Annotated in this window: 12 protein-coding genes and 3 pseudogenes; 9 read left to right on the top strand and 6 right to left on the bottom strand. The window is 62.6% G+C overall.

Going from position 1 to position 16,350, the window contains the following annotated elements; translation table 11 throughout:
* Window positions 1–70 precede the first annotated feature (70 nt).
* Together HQ394_RS21475 and HQ394_RS08055 are read right to left on the bottom strand one after the other, a co-directional pair.
* On the bottom strand, window positions 71–547 hold the full coding sequence (locus HQ394_RS21475; protein ID WP_456151563.1) for a KdsC family phosphatase: 477 nt from the start codon (window positions 545–547) through the stop codon (window positions 71–73).
* Window positions 548–1,418: 871 nt separating this feature from the next.
* Complete coding sequence (locus HQ394_RS08055) at window positions 1,419–2,117, bottom strand: 2-phosphosulfolactate phosphatase (protein WP_190262802.1); 699 nt, start codon at window positions 2,115–2,117, stop codon at window positions 1,419–1,421.
* Between the two features lie 144 nt (window positions 2,118–2,261).
* On the opposite strand from HQ394_RS08055, the pseudogene crcB reads away from it, so the two are divergent.
* Together crcB and HQ394_RS08045 are read left to right on the top strand one after the other, a co-directional pair.
* Window positions 2,262–2,639 (top strand): annotated as a pseudogene (gene crcB, locus HQ394_RS08050) (fluoride efflux transporter CrcB); the annotation flags it as partial.
* 42 nt (window positions 2,640–2,681) lie between these two features.
* On the top strand, window positions 2,682–3,008 hold the full coding sequence (locus HQ394_RS08045; protein ID WP_190263199.1) for a DUF190 domain-containing protein: 327 nt from the start codon (window positions 2,682–2,684) through the stop codon (window positions 3,006–3,008).
* A gap of 853 nt (window positions 3,009–3,861) precedes the next feature.
* Here HQ394_RS08045 and HQ394_RS08040 read toward each other — a convergent pair.
* Both HQ394_RS08040 and HQ394_RS21470 read right to left on the bottom strand, forming a co-directional pair.
* The gene (locus HQ394_RS08040; protein ID WP_190262801.1) at window positions 3,862–6,603 is read right to left on the bottom strand and encodes a peptidase C39 family protein; all 2,742 of its coding nucleotides are present in this window, start codon (window positions 6,601–6,603) and stop codon (window positions 3,862–3,864) included.
* A 608-nt stretch (window positions 6,604–7,211) separates the two neighbouring features.
* Window positions 7,212–7,550 carry a helix-turn-helix transcriptional regulator gene (locus HQ394_RS21470; RefSeq protein ID WP_456151562.1) on the bottom strand — a complete coding sequence of 113 codons (339 nt, stop codon included), beginning with the start codon at window positions 7,548–7,550 and terminating at the stop codon, window positions 7,212–7,214.
* Between the two features lie 1,542 nt (window positions 7,551–9,092).
* On the opposite strand from HQ394_RS21470, the gene HQ394_RS08025 reads away from it, so the two are divergent.
* The gene (locus tag HQ394_RS08025; RefSeq protein WP_223291951.1) at window positions 9,093–9,428 is read left to right on the top strand and encodes a hypothetical protein; all 336 of its coding nucleotides are present in this window, start codon (window positions 9,093–9,095) and stop codon (window positions 9,426–9,428) included.
* 28 nt (window positions 9,429–9,456) lie between these two features.
* Here HQ394_RS08025 and HQ394_RS08020 read toward each other — a convergent pair whose 3' ends face one another.
* Entirely contained in the window at window positions 9,457–10,167 is a 711-nt protein-coding gene (locus HQ394_RS08020) for a DsbA family oxidoreductase (RefSeq protein WP_190262797.1), read from the bottom strand.
* 241 nt (window positions 10,168–10,408) lie between these two features.
* Here HQ394_RS08020 and HQ394_RS21115 point away from each other — a divergent pair.
* From HQ394_RS21115 to HQ394_RS19750, 3 genes and pseudogenes are all read left to right on the top strand, one after another.
* Window positions 10,409–10,459 (top strand): annotated as a pseudogene (locus tag HQ394_RS21115) (hypothetical protein); the annotation flags it as partial.
* A gap of 74 nt (window positions 10,460–10,533) precedes the next feature.
* Window positions 10,534–10,740, top strand: a complete 207-nt coding sequence (gene hspQ, locus HQ394_RS20440; protein ID WP_263053789.1) for a heat shock protein HspQ — start codon at window positions 10,534–10,536, stop codon at window positions 10,738–10,740.
* 133 nt (window positions 10,741–10,873) lie between these two features.
* A pseudogene (locus HQ394_RS19750) lies at window positions 10,874–11,032 on the top strand (IS5/IS1182 family transposase); the annotation flags it as partial.
* A 63-nt stretch (window positions 11,033–11,095) separates the two neighbouring features.
* Here the strand turns inward: HQ394_RS19750 and HQ394_RS08005 are convergent.
* Entirely contained in the window at window positions 11,096–11,455 is a 360-nt protein-coding gene (locus tag HQ394_RS08005) for a hypothetical protein (RefSeq protein WP_190262795.1), read from the bottom strand.
* 195 nt (window positions 11,456–11,650) lie between these two features.
* Between HQ394_RS08005 and HQ394_RS08000 the strand changes: the two genes are divergently transcribed.
* The 3 genes from HQ394_RS08000 (at window position 11,651) to HQ394_RS07990 (ending at window position 16,325) form a co-directional block, all read left to right on the top strand.
* Window positions 11,651–12,058, top strand: coding sequence for an Hsp20/alpha crystallin family protein (locus tag HQ394_RS08000; RefSeq protein WP_223291950.1), 408 nt, complete (start codon window positions 11,651–11,653; stop codon window positions 12,056–12,058).
* A 132-nt stretch (window positions 12,059–12,190) separates the two neighbouring features.
* Window positions 12,191–14,563 carry an endopeptidase La gene (gene lon / locus HQ394_RS07995; protein ID WP_190262794.1) on the top strand — a complete coding sequence of 791 codons (2,373 nt, stop codon included), beginning with the start codon at window positions 12,191–12,193 and terminating at the stop codon, window positions 14,561–14,563.
* A gap of 199 nt (window positions 14,564–14,762) precedes the next feature.
* Complete coding sequence (locus HQ394_RS07990; protein ID WP_190262793.1) at window positions 14,763–16,325, top strand: leucyl aminopeptidase; 1,563 nt, start codon at window positions 14,763–14,765, stop codon at window positions 16,323–16,325.
* Window positions 16,326–16,350 lie beyond the last annotated feature (25 nt).

The raw sequence follows: 16,350 nt of genomic DNA, 5'->3' as shown, positions 1-16,350 counted from the left end.
ACGAATCGAGCCGCGGGGTTGATCCAGTGGCGGCGAGGCTTCGCTGCTCCGCCGCCACTTCCTGCCACGATCAGGCGATTGTTTCGCCGGCAAGCTCGTTTTGCGCCGCCATGATCAGATCGCAGACCTCGCGCACAGCACCGAAACCACCCGGCGCGGTGGTCACCACATTGGCGATGCGGAGCACTTCAGGGTAGGCATCGCAGGGTGCGACGGCGACACCCACCGCCATCAGGCAACTCAAATCGTTGATGTCGTTGCCGACGAAGGCGATGTTGGAGAGGGCCACATTCGATTCCGCGGCCAACCGCTGCAGCACTGCGAGCTTGTCGTTGACACCCTGTTCGCAGGGAATCTTCAATTTGCGGCAACGTGCCGCCACCACCGGATTGACTTCCTTCGAGATCACTGCCAGCGGCACACCGGTGGCGCGTAGTCGCTCCAGGCCAAGGCCGTCCGAACGATTGCAGAGGACGGCTTCGCGACCGTCCTCGAAGACGAGGACGCGATTATCGGTCATCACGCCGTCGAAATCGAGCACAAGCATGCCAACAGCGCGCAGGCTCGCCTTCGCCTGGGCCTTGGTCCGGGCACGGTGCAGTGCCTCCGCTGCCTGCCAGTCGGTGTCGGTGTCGAGGCGCAGAGCTGCCAGCGCCGGTATCCGGTAAAGAGCGGTCCGCCCCGCCGGCAACTCTTGTGACTGATTGAAGATGCCGACGCGGACGATGACCAGTGCCTCGCTTTCGCTCAATCGGCTGGGCTCGGCAGCCCCCGCCAGCCGTTGCGCGCCGCCGTGGCTGTCCTCGACCCAAAGCGGCGTCGCCACCGGGGTGACGCAGAACAAGGTGTCGGCGCCGCAGCACCGCAGGAGGTCGATGGCACCGTCGATCACGTTGCTATCACAGAACGGATAGCGCGGATCGAGAAGCACGGCGATCGTCGGCACNTCCCCGCCGTGCTGCAGGCGATCTTCCAAAACATGCGCCAGCACGCCGACCGGATCGTTAGCCTCCGGCGGTGCCACCACCTCCGCGTCCGCCTCCTCCGCAAGCCGTGCCAGCACCGCATCTGCGGTGACCACGATGGTCCTGGTTACTTGCCGAGTGGCCCGTGCCGCGAGCACGGCGTGCTGGGTGAGAGGTCGGCCGGCGAAACGCTGTGCCGGGGTACCGGAGGGATCGGAAACGATGGCGACGATCTCCATGGAGGCACTCTCTCATTGCTCATTCAAGTGGGTGGGGGTTGCAAAGCGCGGGGTGGACCTGCGATGGCAACGGCGAAAGACAGCGGAGTCTTGCCACACAGCCCGGTCGACGTGGGCAGAGCGAAACGCCGGTATTCAAGCGTGCGCAAGACTAGCCGGCTGCATCGGCAGCGTCATATCCCATTCCGGATACTTCGCCGCTTGGTAGCGTAGCTCAGGCGCCGAGCGGCACGGGAAGCGCGGCGATGCGACCATCCTGCACGACGGCACGCAGCGCAAAGTTGAACAGATTCCGTTGCAGACAGTAGGCGGGATCGGCGGCAGGCAGGTAAGGCTTGTCGCCGCGAAGAAATTTCTGCGCCGTCTCGTGGGCAAGGATCTCTGCCATTGCGGCTACGTGGTCGTAGTCAGCGCCGGTGAGCAGGCTGTGCAGGTAATCGGCGCAGCGTTCATCTTCGGGGGCAGGTGCCTGCGAGCGGATGCCCATGGCGACCAGGCTTACCCGCGCCGGCGCCAGGGCGCGAACGGCGGCGGCAGTGGCGGTTGCGGTGACGAAGCCGCCGAGGAAAACGGCGTCGGACCGTGGCAGTGCGGCCAGCGCACCGGTCACCCCCGATGTGGTCCGGTGGATGACGTCGCGTCCGGCAAAGCGAGCTGATCCGGCGGCAACCAACTGCGACGGCGAGTTAGTGTAGTCGAAGCCGGGGATCGGCAATTCGTCGCGTTCGCCGACCAGGATGGCCTTGCCCTGGTAGCCGAGGCAGGCCGCGGGCTCGGCTTCGAGGTAGACTCGGCGCGCGCCCAGGTGGAACATCAACGGCTCGCAGGTGAAGGCACGAAAAACATCGATGATCACGGCGACACCGCGTGCAGCAGCGGCTCCTTCGGCTAGCGACAGTCGTTCGATCCGCATGAATTGCGTCCTCTCTTCCGGCAGAGGTCTGGTGCGCCCGCGGAGGCTCATAGCGACTGAGCTGGCGCCTGCGCAAGCAGCAAAAACCGTCGACGTGGCTACGTTCGATTGCCCTCGCGGTTGCAGGCGTGCGACAAGGTAGCCATGGATCGAACGGGACTGCTCAACCCTCTTGTGGTTGCCGCTGGCGGCGCCATCGGCAGCGTCATGCGCTATTGGTGCTCCGGATTGGTGGCGCGTGCGTTTGGTGAAACCTTCCCTTGGGGCACTCTCGTCGTCAACATCGTCGGCTCGTTGCTGATCGGCTTTGTCGCCGCTGCTACCGGCCCGGACGGGCGCTTCCTCTGGCCGGCCGCGACCTTGCGCATGCACGTGATGGTCGGGGTGTTCGGTGGCTTCACCACCTTCTCCTCCTTCAGCCTGCAAACGCTGAGCCTGGTGCAGGAAGGCGAGTGGCTGCCGGCGGCGTTGAATGTGCTGGCATCGGTGAGTTGCTGTCTGATTGCCTGCTGGGTCGGCCACGGTNCTCGGAGAGTGGATCAACCAGTAGGGGAGGCATCACCGATGCATACGGTCGTCGAACAGACGCTGCTACGGATTTTTCTCGGCGAAGACGATCGCGCCGATGGCAGGCCGCTGTTCGAAGCGCTGGTGCTGCGAGCGCGTGAACTGGGCATTGCCGGGGCGACAGTGCTCCGCGGCCCGCTTGGTTACGGCCATGCGAGCCGCCTGCACACGGCGAAGATCCTGCGCCTGTCTGAAGACTTGCCGGTCGTGGTGGAGATTATCGACGAGGAAGCTCGGATCGAGTCCTTCCTGACAGAGATGTCGCCCTGGCTCGTCCATAAGTTGGTGACGCTGGAGCGGGTACGCGTGGTTCGCTTTCCTTGAGCTGACCCGGCAGGATGCTGACCCTCCTCGACCACCGTTGCCTGCGGGCTCTGTGCTTTATCTTGTCGTATGATATTGCGTCGTCGTCACCTCAAGACTCGCGTACGCGGCGAGGCGAGTGGTGGGGGAGAGATGGCGCCCTGTTGTATGGCGGCGAAGCCATCTGCATGCGATGATGCCGATCAGCGGGCGATCATCCGGCGCGCTGAGCAGTATCGTCCTTGGCTAATATGGTTGGCGGTTGAAGGGGGCAGGGAGTCGATGCGGCCGACGGGTCGCGAAAGCGGCGAGCGGAAGACCAGTCGTTGGCGGCGGGAAGTCGGCGGATTCTGGCGCGGCTTAAGAGATGGCCCGACACCATCGCTGGCGAACAGCGGACTTGAACCAGGGGGCGTGGCGACGATCGGGCACAGCCTAGCTGGCTGCGACATCGTCGGTCTGCGTTTTCTCCACAATGATATCCACAGGCTATCGCGTTGCGAAGGCTCGGCTCATCTGAGGTAGAGAGGGCGTTCCATCGTCGGACAACTCTGCTCCTGTCCCGTGTAGATTCCTGCTCTGGGTGACTAAGTTATGCACACACCAGGAAAAAATAACCCAAAAGGGGCACTGCGCACCGAGGTCGCCTGTTCGTGTTGGGGCCGTAGCGCGTGGCCATGGCAACCTCCACTCGATTAACACCACGTGTGCGACACAAGCGCAACGGTTGTTTGCCTTAAGCTATCCACAGGCAAGCGATACCCAGGGGTGCGTGCTTTACCGCCAAATCCGCCCAGACGAGGCGTTTCCCAATAGTCTCGCAGCTACGGATATGATTGCCGCCGCGGACGGGCGTCGCTCAGCAATGCGTTGTTTACTCGGCAGTAAGCTCACGCGATGGCGTCTCGGTCAACGTCGCAGCGTGGATGGGCGCTCGGGCCGCCGCAGCATGGTCTGCTGCTCCCTTCCGCCACGGCTTCATCCGCTTTTCCACCCGCTGCACCAGACTGGCGAGAATGGCGCGATAGAGCCCGTCCTTCAGCACAGCGTCTTCGACGCCCGCGTCGATGCTCGGGTTGTCGTTAATTTCGATGACGAACACACCGTTGGCCGTCTCCTTTAGGTCGACGCCGTAGAGACCGTCACCGATCAGTCCCGCTGCTCGTGTCGCAATGTCGATCACCGCGGGNGGAGCAGCCTCAATGGCGATGGTGCGTGCAGCACCTTCGATCGGCTCGCCACCATTGCCATGCTTGACGATCTGCCAATGATTGCGCGCCATGAAGTATTGACAGACAAACAGGGGCTTGCGATCGAGGACGCCAACCCGCCAATCAAAGGCGGTGGACATATACTCCTGGGCGATGATCAGGTCGGTGTCCTTGAACATTGCATCCGCCGCCGCCTGCAGCGCCGCTCGATCGCTGATCTTGAATACGCCGCGCGAAAACGAACCATCGGGAACTTTCAGCACCGCCGGAAAGCCCAATTCGCGTTCGACCCGGCTGATGCGCCCCTTACCGAGGATCAAGGTGCGCGGGGTTGGCACCTGGTTGGCCTGCATCAGTTCGGCGAGGTAGATCTTGTTGGTGCAACGCAGGATCGAGCGAGGATCGTCGATCACCGCCATCCCCTCTGCCTCCGCCTTCTTGGCGAACCGATAGGTATGGTGATCGAGCGCCGTCGTCTCGCGGATGAGCAGCGCATCGAACTCGAGCAGTCGGCTGTAGTCGGCGCGAGTAATCAGTTCGACCTCAAGCCCCATCTGGGCACCGACGCGCGCGAAGCGTTCCAGCGACTTGGCATTGGAGGGCGGCAGTTGCTCGCGCGGATCGTGCAGCACCGCGATCGAGTATCGGCTTGGTGGGTTGTTGCGTTCAGCCCGCCAANNGCGACGCGGTGTGTAGCGATCGAGTGCCTCGGTAAACACCGCTTGCTGCTCCGGGCGAACATCGGTGATGGACGCTGGCTCGATGGAGGCAACGTGCCAGCTGCCGCGATACTTCAGCTCGATACTGAGCAGTGGGCAGCGAAACAGCTGGAAAATTCGTCCCGCCGCCTCGCTCAGGCGCGGGTCGTCCGGCACGCCGAAGAAGATCATGCTGCGAAAGGGAGGCTGTTCAGTTGGCGGCACCTGAAAGGTGCGGCGCAGGAGTTCGTTCACCTCCGGCAGGGCGATCCGCAGCAACCGCTTCCAGTGCAGGTTGAGCATGACCTCCACCGACGGGATCACCTTCTGTCCGCGCGCCTCGGCAAGGAGGGATGAATAGTAGCCAAGACTGAGATAACTGTAGTCGCGACAGAGATTGATCACCCGGGCGGATGCTGGCAGTTCGCGTGCGGCCTCGGCGACGAAGTCCTTGGCAGCAACGACAATGCGATCTGGCGCCGGAAAGGGAAAGTCGCCGCGGCGATCAACAACGATAATGTGGCGGGCCATCAGCGAGGAGCCTGATCCATCGCATTGGGAGNNTGGCAGCAGCGGGGGGGATTGCGGCCGCGGGGCAGTAGCCTTAGCGACGATCAGTGCCGCCTGATGTTGCGCTTTGCCGTAGCGGGCCATTCTGATGAAATCAGTCTGTCTCACNGGAATCTGCATGCAATCGAATGCGGTCTTGTCGAGGCGCTCGGCCACGTCGGGATCGTGAAGGTATACGTGTTCATCGTCAAAGCCGGTGATCACGACCCAGTGCGGCTGTTTTTCCCTCGCGATGCGGTACGAGCTGATCAGCACCACCGGGATGCCGCCAGCCTCGAACCTAGCGCGAAGAAGATCGACACTGAGCGGGAGGAATTCAATGGCGATGCCGCATTTCGTCAACTCCTCGCGAAACTCTTGTTCGACGAGGCGGATCACCTCACGCTTGATCGGACTGCGGACGGATTCGATGAACATGGTGCCGTGGTCGCTGAGAATGAGCTCGATACTGAAGCCGCGGCGGTGGGCGGCAAGGGCGAGGCCTTCCGGACTGCAGCCACCCAGCCCGGAGGTCATGAAAATCGTCGTCGACTCACGCCACAAGCGCAATTCGGATCGAGTATCGGCGGGGATGGAGGGATCGTGGCTGCGCATCGCCATCAGCAACGCCGCCGGGCCGCAGGTGAAATCGAGCGACTGCGGATGGTAGGGCACCCGCGCTAGGCTGGGATCGCGGCGTGCTCGCAACGCCTTTTCCATCCGCACTGCCGTCGCGTCGTCTTCATAGTAGTGGGATTGGCGGCCGAAGGCGCGGAAACCCCGTGATCGATAAAAGGCTTTGACCGCAAGGGCGTCGGCGCGCACCTCCAGTCGCATCGCCACGGCGCCGCGCTGTCGCGCTTCCGTCTCGGCAGCGACGAGGAGGCGGCCACCTACGCCGTGCCCATGCGCCGCCGGATCAACGGCAATCGAATAGAGGCGGGCGAGCGAGGTGCCGCGATTGAACAGCACCATGGCGTAGCCGAGCATGCGGCCATCCACATCCTTCGCCACCAGCGTTGCTGCATTGGCGCGTGACAGCAGGTAGCGGAAGGCACGGCGCGAGATCCGATCAGTGGCGAAGGCGCTGCATTCGATCTGCAGCAACGCATCCAGGTCGTCAGCAGTGGCGGCGCGGATGTAACCTTCGGAGGCCATCTTGGCCGCAGGTGCTTGTACGGAGGCGCCTGCTGATGGCGATACGCTAGGCTCAAGCACGCTAGGCGGCGGTGCCTCTGGCGGCGGCAGGGTAGGCGCGAAGGCGGCATCTGCCTTGGCTTCAGCCAGTGGCCCGACTGGCGGCGGCGGCGTAGTTTTGGGATGCGGGGGCGTGGCGGGGGTGATGGTCCGCTCAGGTCCATGCCACGTCTCCACCGTGCTGGCGTTGCTGCTTCGTCAGGGTGAGGATTGTGGCGACCCAGGGACACTGCTGGCTGCAACCGGCGTCCGCTCGTTTGGCGTCCCGCCTGCCACTACCGCCCGAGCTGGCGGTGCGACCAAATGCCTTGTCCATAGTCTGCGTCCCGCCATGCGTTCCCCACCCCTGGCGGAGATTAGTAGTCACAGGGATCTAACGCAACCAACGCGGCATATGCGGTTGTGTCTCAGATTTAACCGCGAGCAGCGGCAACCGGCAGCGAGTGATCTCCCGGTGGGTGGTGATCTGCTCTGGGAGCAGTAATACCGACGTTGACGGCGATCGCGGCTGCTGCGCCAGATCGCTCGCCCCGGAGACCAGTAGAGAAGCAGAAGGGCGCGGCGAGTGCTTACCGAGTTTCGCCGCCAGAAGCAGGTGTGCCGCCGAGGGCAAGACCGGCCGGGCCGGTAACCAGCATCCGGATGAGTTCGGCCTGCCGTGAAACACTGGTCTTGATGAAAATTTGCTTTAAGTGTTTGCGCACGGTTTCGTAGGCAATTCCCAAGGGNTCGGCTGCCTCTTCCAGGCGAAAGCCACGCGCGAGGAGTGCTGCCACGCGCGCCTCGGCGCGGCTCAGGCCGTAGAGGCGGGAGATGCGGGTAGCGTCGAAGGCTACGGGGCGTTCGGGGTCACCAATGAACAGGATCGCGGCGGCGCCTTCCGCCGGTAACTGGCGTTCGCCGCGCATGCCGGTGCAGACCAGCAGGCAGGTGAGCGGCCGTTGCTGATGATAGCGTGGCAGGGAATAGGTGATCGGCTCGACGAGGCTGCTGGTGCCGCGCCCGCCTTCCACGTGGGCGATCAGGTCCCGCAGCCGGATCCGGTGTCCCGGCCGNCTCAAGCGTAACGCCCCCTCGGAGATCACGATACCCTCGCCGCCAGCAATTACGGCATGGGCGAACCGATTGGCGTGCACGATGTTGCCGCTGCGATCGACGATTACGATGCCGTTCGGCATGGCATCAAGGGCCTCAAAGGCCAGAAGCCGCTCCGCCCGTTCGCGCGCGAGCTCGCTGCCAATCCTGTACGCCGCAGCAAGGCGCGGGCCAAGTTGGCGCACGTAGGTCTCTTCTTTGCTGGAAAAAGCTGCCTTGACTGCCTTGCGCAGGAGCATCAGGTAAAGCACCACGCGGCCTTGCCGTTGCAGCACAATGAACATGGCATGCAGCAAGCCGCGTGGGGCGAGCCACTCACGATGCAGGTTGCTGGTAATCAGCGCGCTTTCGGGCGTGACGTCGGTGCCGATGAACGTGGCGCCGACAGCGAAGCGGTTCTCATCGCCGGTCCAGACGTCCTCATGCGCGAAACGCTTCGTATAGGCGCTCTGTCCCGGCGTATCGAGTCCAAATGCATGCACGATCTGCGCTTCAGTCGAGCCGAAGTCACGGCGAATAATCGCGCAGGCGTCAGCGTTGAAAACTTGCGTCAGCCGTTTAAGCGCCGGATGCCATGATGATCCATCTACACTGGCATCATAGAACTCGGCGACGATATCAGCGGTATCTGTGTCCATTTCGCCCACAAATAAGTCGCGAACTGTCACAAATCCTACTGCGTGAGGTTCAGGCCGACTGTGACCCCGATCACCACTTCCGCTTGCGGTCAACATACCGATTCTCTCTATGAGTGCCAAACTGCGCTTTCCTCCGGCTTTGGCCTGATCGTCCGCGCCCGCCGGTCAGCGACATACAACCATAAAAAGAGTTAATCGTCTGTTATGTTCCACCAAAAGAGGCAATGCATGGCCATCTTCTCGTCTCTCCGTTCGCTATGCCACCCTCCATACGTGTGGCGCGGCGCGCCGAGATGCAGCGGGCCGATCGCTGCAAGCAGGCGTGAAGGACGTTTGGCGCAGGTGCTGCTGCTGTCGTTGGCGGTCTTCGCCCAGCAGGCTTGTACCTACCATGGACCATCGCAGGACAACCCGCTGCAGCGGCGATTTACTTGGTACAGCTATCTCAATGGCGACGATTTGCGCCGAGCCTGCGTGCCTGGTAGCCCGGCGACGTACCGTATGGTTTACAACGGCGTCTACGTGCAGCAGGTGCGCACCTACGATATCACCCCGAGTGGGGCGGGTGCGGACCGGGCCGATATGCGGGTGCGAGTCCGCGGTNCCGGTGCAACTGAATGAGGTCACGATCCGCTTGCAGGCGTCGACCTTTTTGATGACGTGACAGCGCCATGGCAGGGAACGGTGGATAGCGTTCCCTTGACTGGAGCCGACTTGGTGTCGCTCGATAAGGCGCTGGCAGAAAGTGGGGTCTTCCGGCCCGCGCCGAAGGGGCTGCTGCTGCGTGGCGAAGATTTCTTCTGGATCGTTGGCGCGTGTATCGACGGCACGTTTCACTTCAACGCGTTCAAATGGGATTCAGCGGCGTTTGCCGCCCTGACCTTTCCGCGCTTGTTGCTGGCATGGGATCCCACCGGCGTGCCGCTTAATCCGCCGCGGTCGCTGTCACCCTTCGATATCTACCGCCAGACGGCCTCAGACGGCGGCAGCGGCCCCACCTACTCGCTCACGGTAGGCGACAATGGGTTGTTCGGGGTAAAGCCGTTGTTCTGATCAACAGTAGGCGCAGCAGCGTTCGCTCTTAAATGAAGCTGCCCTCCGGCGGCGGCGAGACCCTGAGCGGCATGGGCTGACCCGGCAGCAGATCGAAAACGGCAGTGATCTGGGCGGCAGCATCGAGCATGCGCGCGAGTGGATATGGCTCCTGAGCGCCGCAGATGATCAGCTTGCCGTCAAAGACGAAGGTGGGCACGCCGTTGATGCCAAGCCGTTGCGCCCGCTGATTGGCCGCGATGACGCGTTCGCGGTCGGCTTGTGAATTGAGGAAGTTGCGTACGGAGTGGGGGTCAAGTCCCAGATCACGGCCGATGCTGTTCAGCACCAACGGGTCACCAATGTCGCGGCCCTGCTGGAAATAGGCGGCAAACACGGCTTCCATCGCCGGATCGCCGCGGCCATGCTTTTCGGCTAAGAGAAGAAAGCGGTGAGCAAGCATGGTGTTCGGCGTCCAGTGGATCGCATCAAAGGCAAAATTCAGCCCGATGGCGCGACCGACGTCATGAATAGCCTCATGCATTCGCCGCAGCCGCGCCTCACTGCCGTATTTACGGCAAAGATAATTGCGGCGATCGACACCGGTCCGAGGAACATCGGGATTGAGAATGAACGGCCAGCGGCTGATCTCGACGCAAAGCTGTGGTCGCGACGCGACGGCATGGTCGAGCTGTCGCTTGCCGATATAGCACCACGGACAGGACGGGTCGTAGATCATCTCGATCCGGACTTTCCGCATCACGCTTGCTCCATTCGCAGTCGGCCTATGGGTATTGGTGTATTGCCTTTGGCCTATTATATTTGGGGTTGATCTATCGCGGGCAAAGCCTCATTGCGCCCAATGTAGCAGGCCGTTTGGAGGGAGCCTGCATCGCGCCGGCGGCATGGCCGGCTCGTGGCCGTGATCGGCACGACAATAACAGTCCCTTGAAACGCCGTTTGCGAACCCGCAACTCAAGAACAAGTAGAGCAACGGTCCTATGGATATGCGGCACGCAAAGTTTCGAATCGGGCAAGTCGTTCGCCACCGCATTTACCCTTTTCGCGGCGTCGTCATTTTGACGTCGACCCGGAGTTTGCCAATACCGAGGAATGGTGGCAGTCCATTCCGGAAAACGTTCGGCCGCGCAAGGATCAGCCCTTTTACCATCTGTTGGCAGAGAACGCTGAGACGACATACATTGCCTACGTATCCGAACAAAATCTGATTCCGGATAACAGCGGTGATCCGCTTACGCACCCGCAACTGGACGAAATGTTCATGGGGGTAGAAAACGGCTGCTACGTGACGCGCAACCCCTCGACGCATTAAACTGTCATAGCCCGGCTGAACAGGGTTGGGTGATTTCAGCTGGTTGTGATTCTATCAGGTTACCCGCAGGGCAGAATCACGGGATGCCCTGAACTGCAATCGTTTGCCTGACATATCGGCGGAATAGACCGACGGCTTCCAGCTGCTGCTATGTTGCTGGATCCTTGAATGCACCTTCGCCTGGCTCAACCGCCGCCTCGCCAAGGACATCGAGGCCTCCATCGCCAGTGCCGAATGCTGGATCATGATCGCCAGCGTCAAACTACTTTCACGACGCTTGGCAACAGCCTAACAACCTATGCGATCTTGAGTAAGGCGCTGAGAGCAGGTGGCTACAGGACGGCGCCGCTCTTGCCTACTCGTCGTCGTCGAGGTGCTCGACGCGGCCGAGCGGGACGGCGAGCGGCTCAATCAACGACAGATCGGCCTTGCGCCCGCTGTGCTGGCTAATGCCGAGATACTGGGCGACGATCGCGTTCATTGCATCGCGGTAGGCTGCGGGATTGGCAAGGAAGATCGGCGAAAGCGTCTTCAGCGCTTCTTCCGCTGCCTCGACGGCTTCCGCGGTGCGTCCGTCCCCATGCAGGGCATAGCTCCAGTTGAGGAGGGCTTCGGCAAGCTCCGCGCTCGCCGTAGCTGACGTCGCCTGCGTGCGCAAACGCTCCACCCGCTCACGTGCTTCGGTTTCGCTGACCGACTGCATAATTCCGCTCATTGGTCCCTCCGCCTCCTCAACCGCGGACCACCCGGGTGGTGGCCGCATGGGTAAGGGCTAGCATGGCTGGAGTCGCGCTGCCACACATCACGCAAGGCAGTTGCACCGCGAACCCTCATCGCCCCATCTGTTGAACGACGGTCGAGTGGCCGCGGTTTCATCTTCGCTAAGGGCACGCAACAGGACTTAAGAGTCATGGCGCCACGAGATGCATCGCAATGGATGTGGGCGGAAGCCTGTGAAATGCTTGATCGGGCGGAACGGCTGCAACGCCAGTTCTTCCGTCCAGGTCAGGCAGCGCGTCAGGGACCGACCTGGGAACCGCCGATCGATATCTTCGAAACCGAGCGGGAGATCGGCATTTTCGTCGCCTTGCCGGGGGTGGAGCCGCAGCTGATTGAAGTATCGGTAGACGGCAATACGCTGCGTGTTGCTGGGAGTCGGCAGTTGCCTTCCTTCGCGGACAGCTTCGCCATTCACCGGCTGGAAATTCCCCATGGCCGCTTCGAACGGCGTATCCGCCTGCAATCGGGTCGCCTGGAGCTGGAGCGGCGCGAGGCGCGCAATGGCTGCCTGCTTCTCGTCTTCAGCAAGCATCCCTGATCTCGGTCGAGGGGGCTTGCCGAAGATAGGTGGCGCTGCGGGTTGCTTCACTTGCCACACGGCGCTGCTCCCGGAACATCTTGCCCCGACCCCTGATCTCCCCGTCTCTACCTTACAACCTTGGCCAGTCGCATGAACACTCCTTCTCAAGACGCGCTGATCATCGTTCCTGTTCGTAACATGGTGCTCTTTCCGGGGCTCGTGTTGCCAGTGGTGATCGGCCGTGGTGCCTCGATCGCTGCGGCGCAGGAGGCGGCGCGTACGGAAAAGCCGATCGGCATGCTGCTGCAGCGTGATCCGGCGGTGGAGGAGCCGGGACCGGAAGACCTCTACCGCATCGGCACTGTTGCCAACATCTTGCGCTACGTCACCGCTCCCGATGGGTCGCACCACGTGGTGTGCCAGGGTGTGCAGCGGTTCCGCGTCCTCGAATTCATCGAGAGCAAAGACTACCTGACTGCCCGGGTGGAGCAGATTGCGGAGGCCGAGGACAACGACACCGAAATCGAAGCGCGCGCCCACACCTTACGGCAGTTGGCCGAGGAGGCGCTGCACCTGTTGCCCCAGGTGCCGGGTGAACTGATCGCGGCGGTCCAGAACGTACCCTCGCCCTCCATGCTGGCCGATATGGTGGCGAGCTTTATGGATCTTGACACCGCCGATCGACAGCAGCTGCTGGAGACCTTCGATCTCAAGTCACGTCTGGACCGGGTGCTTGAACTGGTGGGCCACCGGGTGGAAGTGCTGCGGCTGTCGCGGGAAATCGGCGAAAAGGCCAAGGAGTCCATCGACCAGCGGCAGCGCGAATTCATGCTGCGCGAGCAATTGCGAACGATCCAGGAACAGCTGGGCGAGGGGAACGACGAACACGCCAACGAAATTGCCGAGCTGGCCAAGGCGATCGCCGCGGCGAACATGCCCGAAGAGGTGGAAAAGCAGGCGAAGAAAGAGCTGAAGCGACTTGAGCGGATGCCCGACGCGTCCGGCGAATACTCGATGGTAAGGACCTATCTCGACTGGCTGATCGAATTGCCCTGGTCCGCGGGAACCCGGTTACCGATCGATATTGCCGAAGCGCGACGCATCCTTGATGAGGATCATTACGGCCTGGAAAAGGTTAAGCGGCGCATCCTCGAGTTTCTGGCGGTCCAAAAGCTGAGTCCTGAGGGGCGAAGCCCGATCCTCTGCTTCGTCGGCCCGCCAGGCGTCGGCAAGACGTCGCTTGGGCAAAGCATTGCCCGCGCCACCGGGCGCACGTTCGTCCGCGCCAGTCTGGGCGGCGTTCACGACGAGGCCGAAGTCCGCGGCCACCGGCGCACCTACATTGGCGCCCTGCCGGGGTCANTCATCCAGCAGATCCGCAAGGCGGGAGCCAACGACGGCGTCTTCATGCTCGATGAAATGGACAAGTTGAGCGCCAGTTATCAGGGCGATCCATCGTCGGCACTGCTCGAGGTTCTTGACCCGGAACAGAATTCCACCTTCCGAGACAACTACCTGGCCGTGCCCTTCGATCTGAGCCGGATCATGTTCATCGGCACCGCCAACGTGCTCGACGCCATTCCGGCTCCGTTGCGCGACCGGATGGAGGTGATCGAACTGCCGGGCTACACCGAGGATGAGAAACTGGAGATCGCCAAGCGTTATCTCGTGCGCCGGCAACTGACGGCGAACGGGCTGACGGCGGCCATGTGCCAGATCACTGACGAGGCGCTGCGCACCATCATCCGCGATTACACCCGTGAGGCCGGGTGCCGCAATCTTGAGCGGCAGATCGGCGGTGTCTTTCGCCGGGTGGCAGTGCGGATCGCCGAGGGCGAGACGGGCGTGGTGGTGATCGACGGTGCGGATCTGCCGCATTTGCTCGGAGCACGCCGGTTCGAGAGCGAAGTGGCGCTGCGGACGAGCGTTGCCGGCGTGGCGACCGGGTTGGCCTGGACGCCTGCCGGCGGCGATATTCTGTTCATCGAAGCGACCCGGATCCCGGGTGCCGGGCGTCTGATCCTCACCGGCCAGCTGGGAGAGGTGATGAAGGAAAGCGCGCAGGCGGCGCTCAGTCTGGTCAAGACCAAGGCGACATCTCTCGGCTTCGCGTCGGCGCTGTTCGAGAAGAGCGATATCCACGTGCACGTGCCCGCCGGCGCCATTCCCAAGGACGGCCCGAGCGCCGGCGTTGCCATGTTTATTGCGCTGGCCTCATTGCTGACCGATCGGCCGGTGCGCAGCGAGGTGGCGATGACCGGCGAAATTAGCCTGCGTGGCTTGGTCTTACCGGTGGGCGGCATCAAGGAAAAGGTGGTGGCGGCAGCAGCGGCGGGCGTGACCACCGTGCTGTTGCCGGCGCGAAACCGTCGGGATGTGGACGACGTCCCTGCCAGTGTGCGCGATCGGCTGCAGTTCCGCTTCCTTGAGCACGTTGACGATGCGGTAAAGGAGGCGCTCTGCCCCACAAATGCTGCGGCAACTGCCGACAACGACGAGCGGTTGGATCGCGCCCTGGTTTAGGCTGCACTCGGAAGGTAGACGGGGTTCTCACTCGGCTGCCCGCGCGGGAACTCCGGTTTGCTGACGAGATCGTCCCACCCGGACGGTCCGAGCGTAGAACAATACCAGATCAAAGCGGCATTTGCTTTCCTGCGCGTCCCCGACCATATTCGGCGCTCAGTGTGCTACTTGTTATCAAGCCGTTACGAAAGGACAGGCGATGAAGTTAGGGTTCACAGCGCCGGAACTGCCGGAGACCGGTGTGATCGTCGTGGGCGTCCTCGATGACCGCCAGTTGTCGGCGAGCGCGCGGGCCCTCGACGACAAGCTTGGCGGCGCGCTGGTGCGAGCGATGGAGGCCAGTCGCTTCAAGGGCAAGAAGGACCAGCACCTCTCGATCCTGGCGCCGGCCGGTATCAGCTGCGATCGCGTTCTACTGCTCGGGCTGGGGGCTGCCGCCGATCTGGATGCCCTTAAGCTGCAAGGCTTGGGCGCCACCGTTTATGCCGCGCTCGCCTTGAGCGGTCTGGCCGAAGCCTATGTTGCCGTCGACCAGTTAGATGGCACTGTGCTGGAGCCCGCGGTCATGGCGGCGGAGATGGGCTTTGGCGCCCGGCTCCGCTCCTATCGCTTCAGCAAGTACTTCACCAAGGAGAAGGAAGAGGACGGACCTTCGCTGACCTCGCTTACCTTCGGTTGCGAGGGGGCAGCGCAGGCGAAGAAAGCCTTTGCCACCAAGGATCTCGTTGCGGATGCGATTTACTTCACCCGCGATCTGGTCTCCGAGCCGGCCAACGTCGTCTATCCAGAATCCTTTGCCGCCGAAGCACGGAAGTTGGAGAAGCTCGGCCTGGACGTGAACGTCCTCGGCGAGAAGGAGATGAAGAAGCTGGGGATGAACACCCTGCTCGCGGTGGGGCAGGGGAGCGATCGCGAGTCGCAGCTGGTGGTCCTCCAGTGGNTGGGGCTGGGCAAGCCCGAGGACAGAAAGGACGAGAAGAAGAAGGACAAGGACGACAGCAAAGGCAATGACGCGGCCTATGATCCGGAAGGGCCGCTTGCCTTCGTCGGCAAGGGGGTGACCTTCGATTCCGGCGGCATCTCCATCAAGCCGGCGGCTAGCATGGAAGACATGAAGTGGGACATGGCCGGCGGCGCCACCGTCGTCGGCCTGATGCGCGCGCTGGCTGCCCGCAAGGCGAAGGTCAACGCGGTCGGTGTGGTGGGACTGGTGGAGAATATGCCGTCCAGCACCGCGCAGCGGCCGGGTGACGTGGTGACGACCATGTCCGGGCAGACGGTGGAGGTCATCAACACTGACGCGGAAGGCCGCCTCGTCCTCTGCGATGCCCTCCACTACACCAACGAACGGTTCCGTCCCCGGCTGATGATCGACCTGGCAACACTGACTGGCGCCATCATCATCGCCCTCGGGCATGAGAAGGCGGGGCTGTTCAGCAACGATGATCAACTGGCGGCGCAACTCACCGCCGCCAGCCTCGCTGTAGGTGAGCCGCTGTGGCGGCTGCCGCTCGGCGACGAGTACGATAAGTTGATCAAGTCTGACATCGCCGACATGAAGAACGTCGGCAGCCGGGGCGGCGGCAGTATCACCGCGGCGCAGTTCCTGCAGCGCTTCGTAGGCAAGACGCCGTGGGCACACCTCGATATCGCCGGCGTGGCCTGGGCGAAGTGCGATCACGGCGTGGTGCCGAAAGGTGCCTCGGCCTTCGGTGTACGCCTTCTTGACCGGTTCGTTGCCGATAATTTCGAAGCGAAGTAATCCGTCCGGGCAGGCGCCAGCGTGT

It is taken from the genome of Defluviicoccus vanus (assembly GCF_014672695.1).
GTDB lineage: Bacteria > Pseudomonadota > Alphaproteobacteria > Rhodospirillales > Defluviicoccaceae > Defluviicoccus > Defluviicoccus vanus.
Note: the sequence above shows the minus strand (reverse complement) of the source record. Positions and strands in the feature narration are given on the sequence as shown.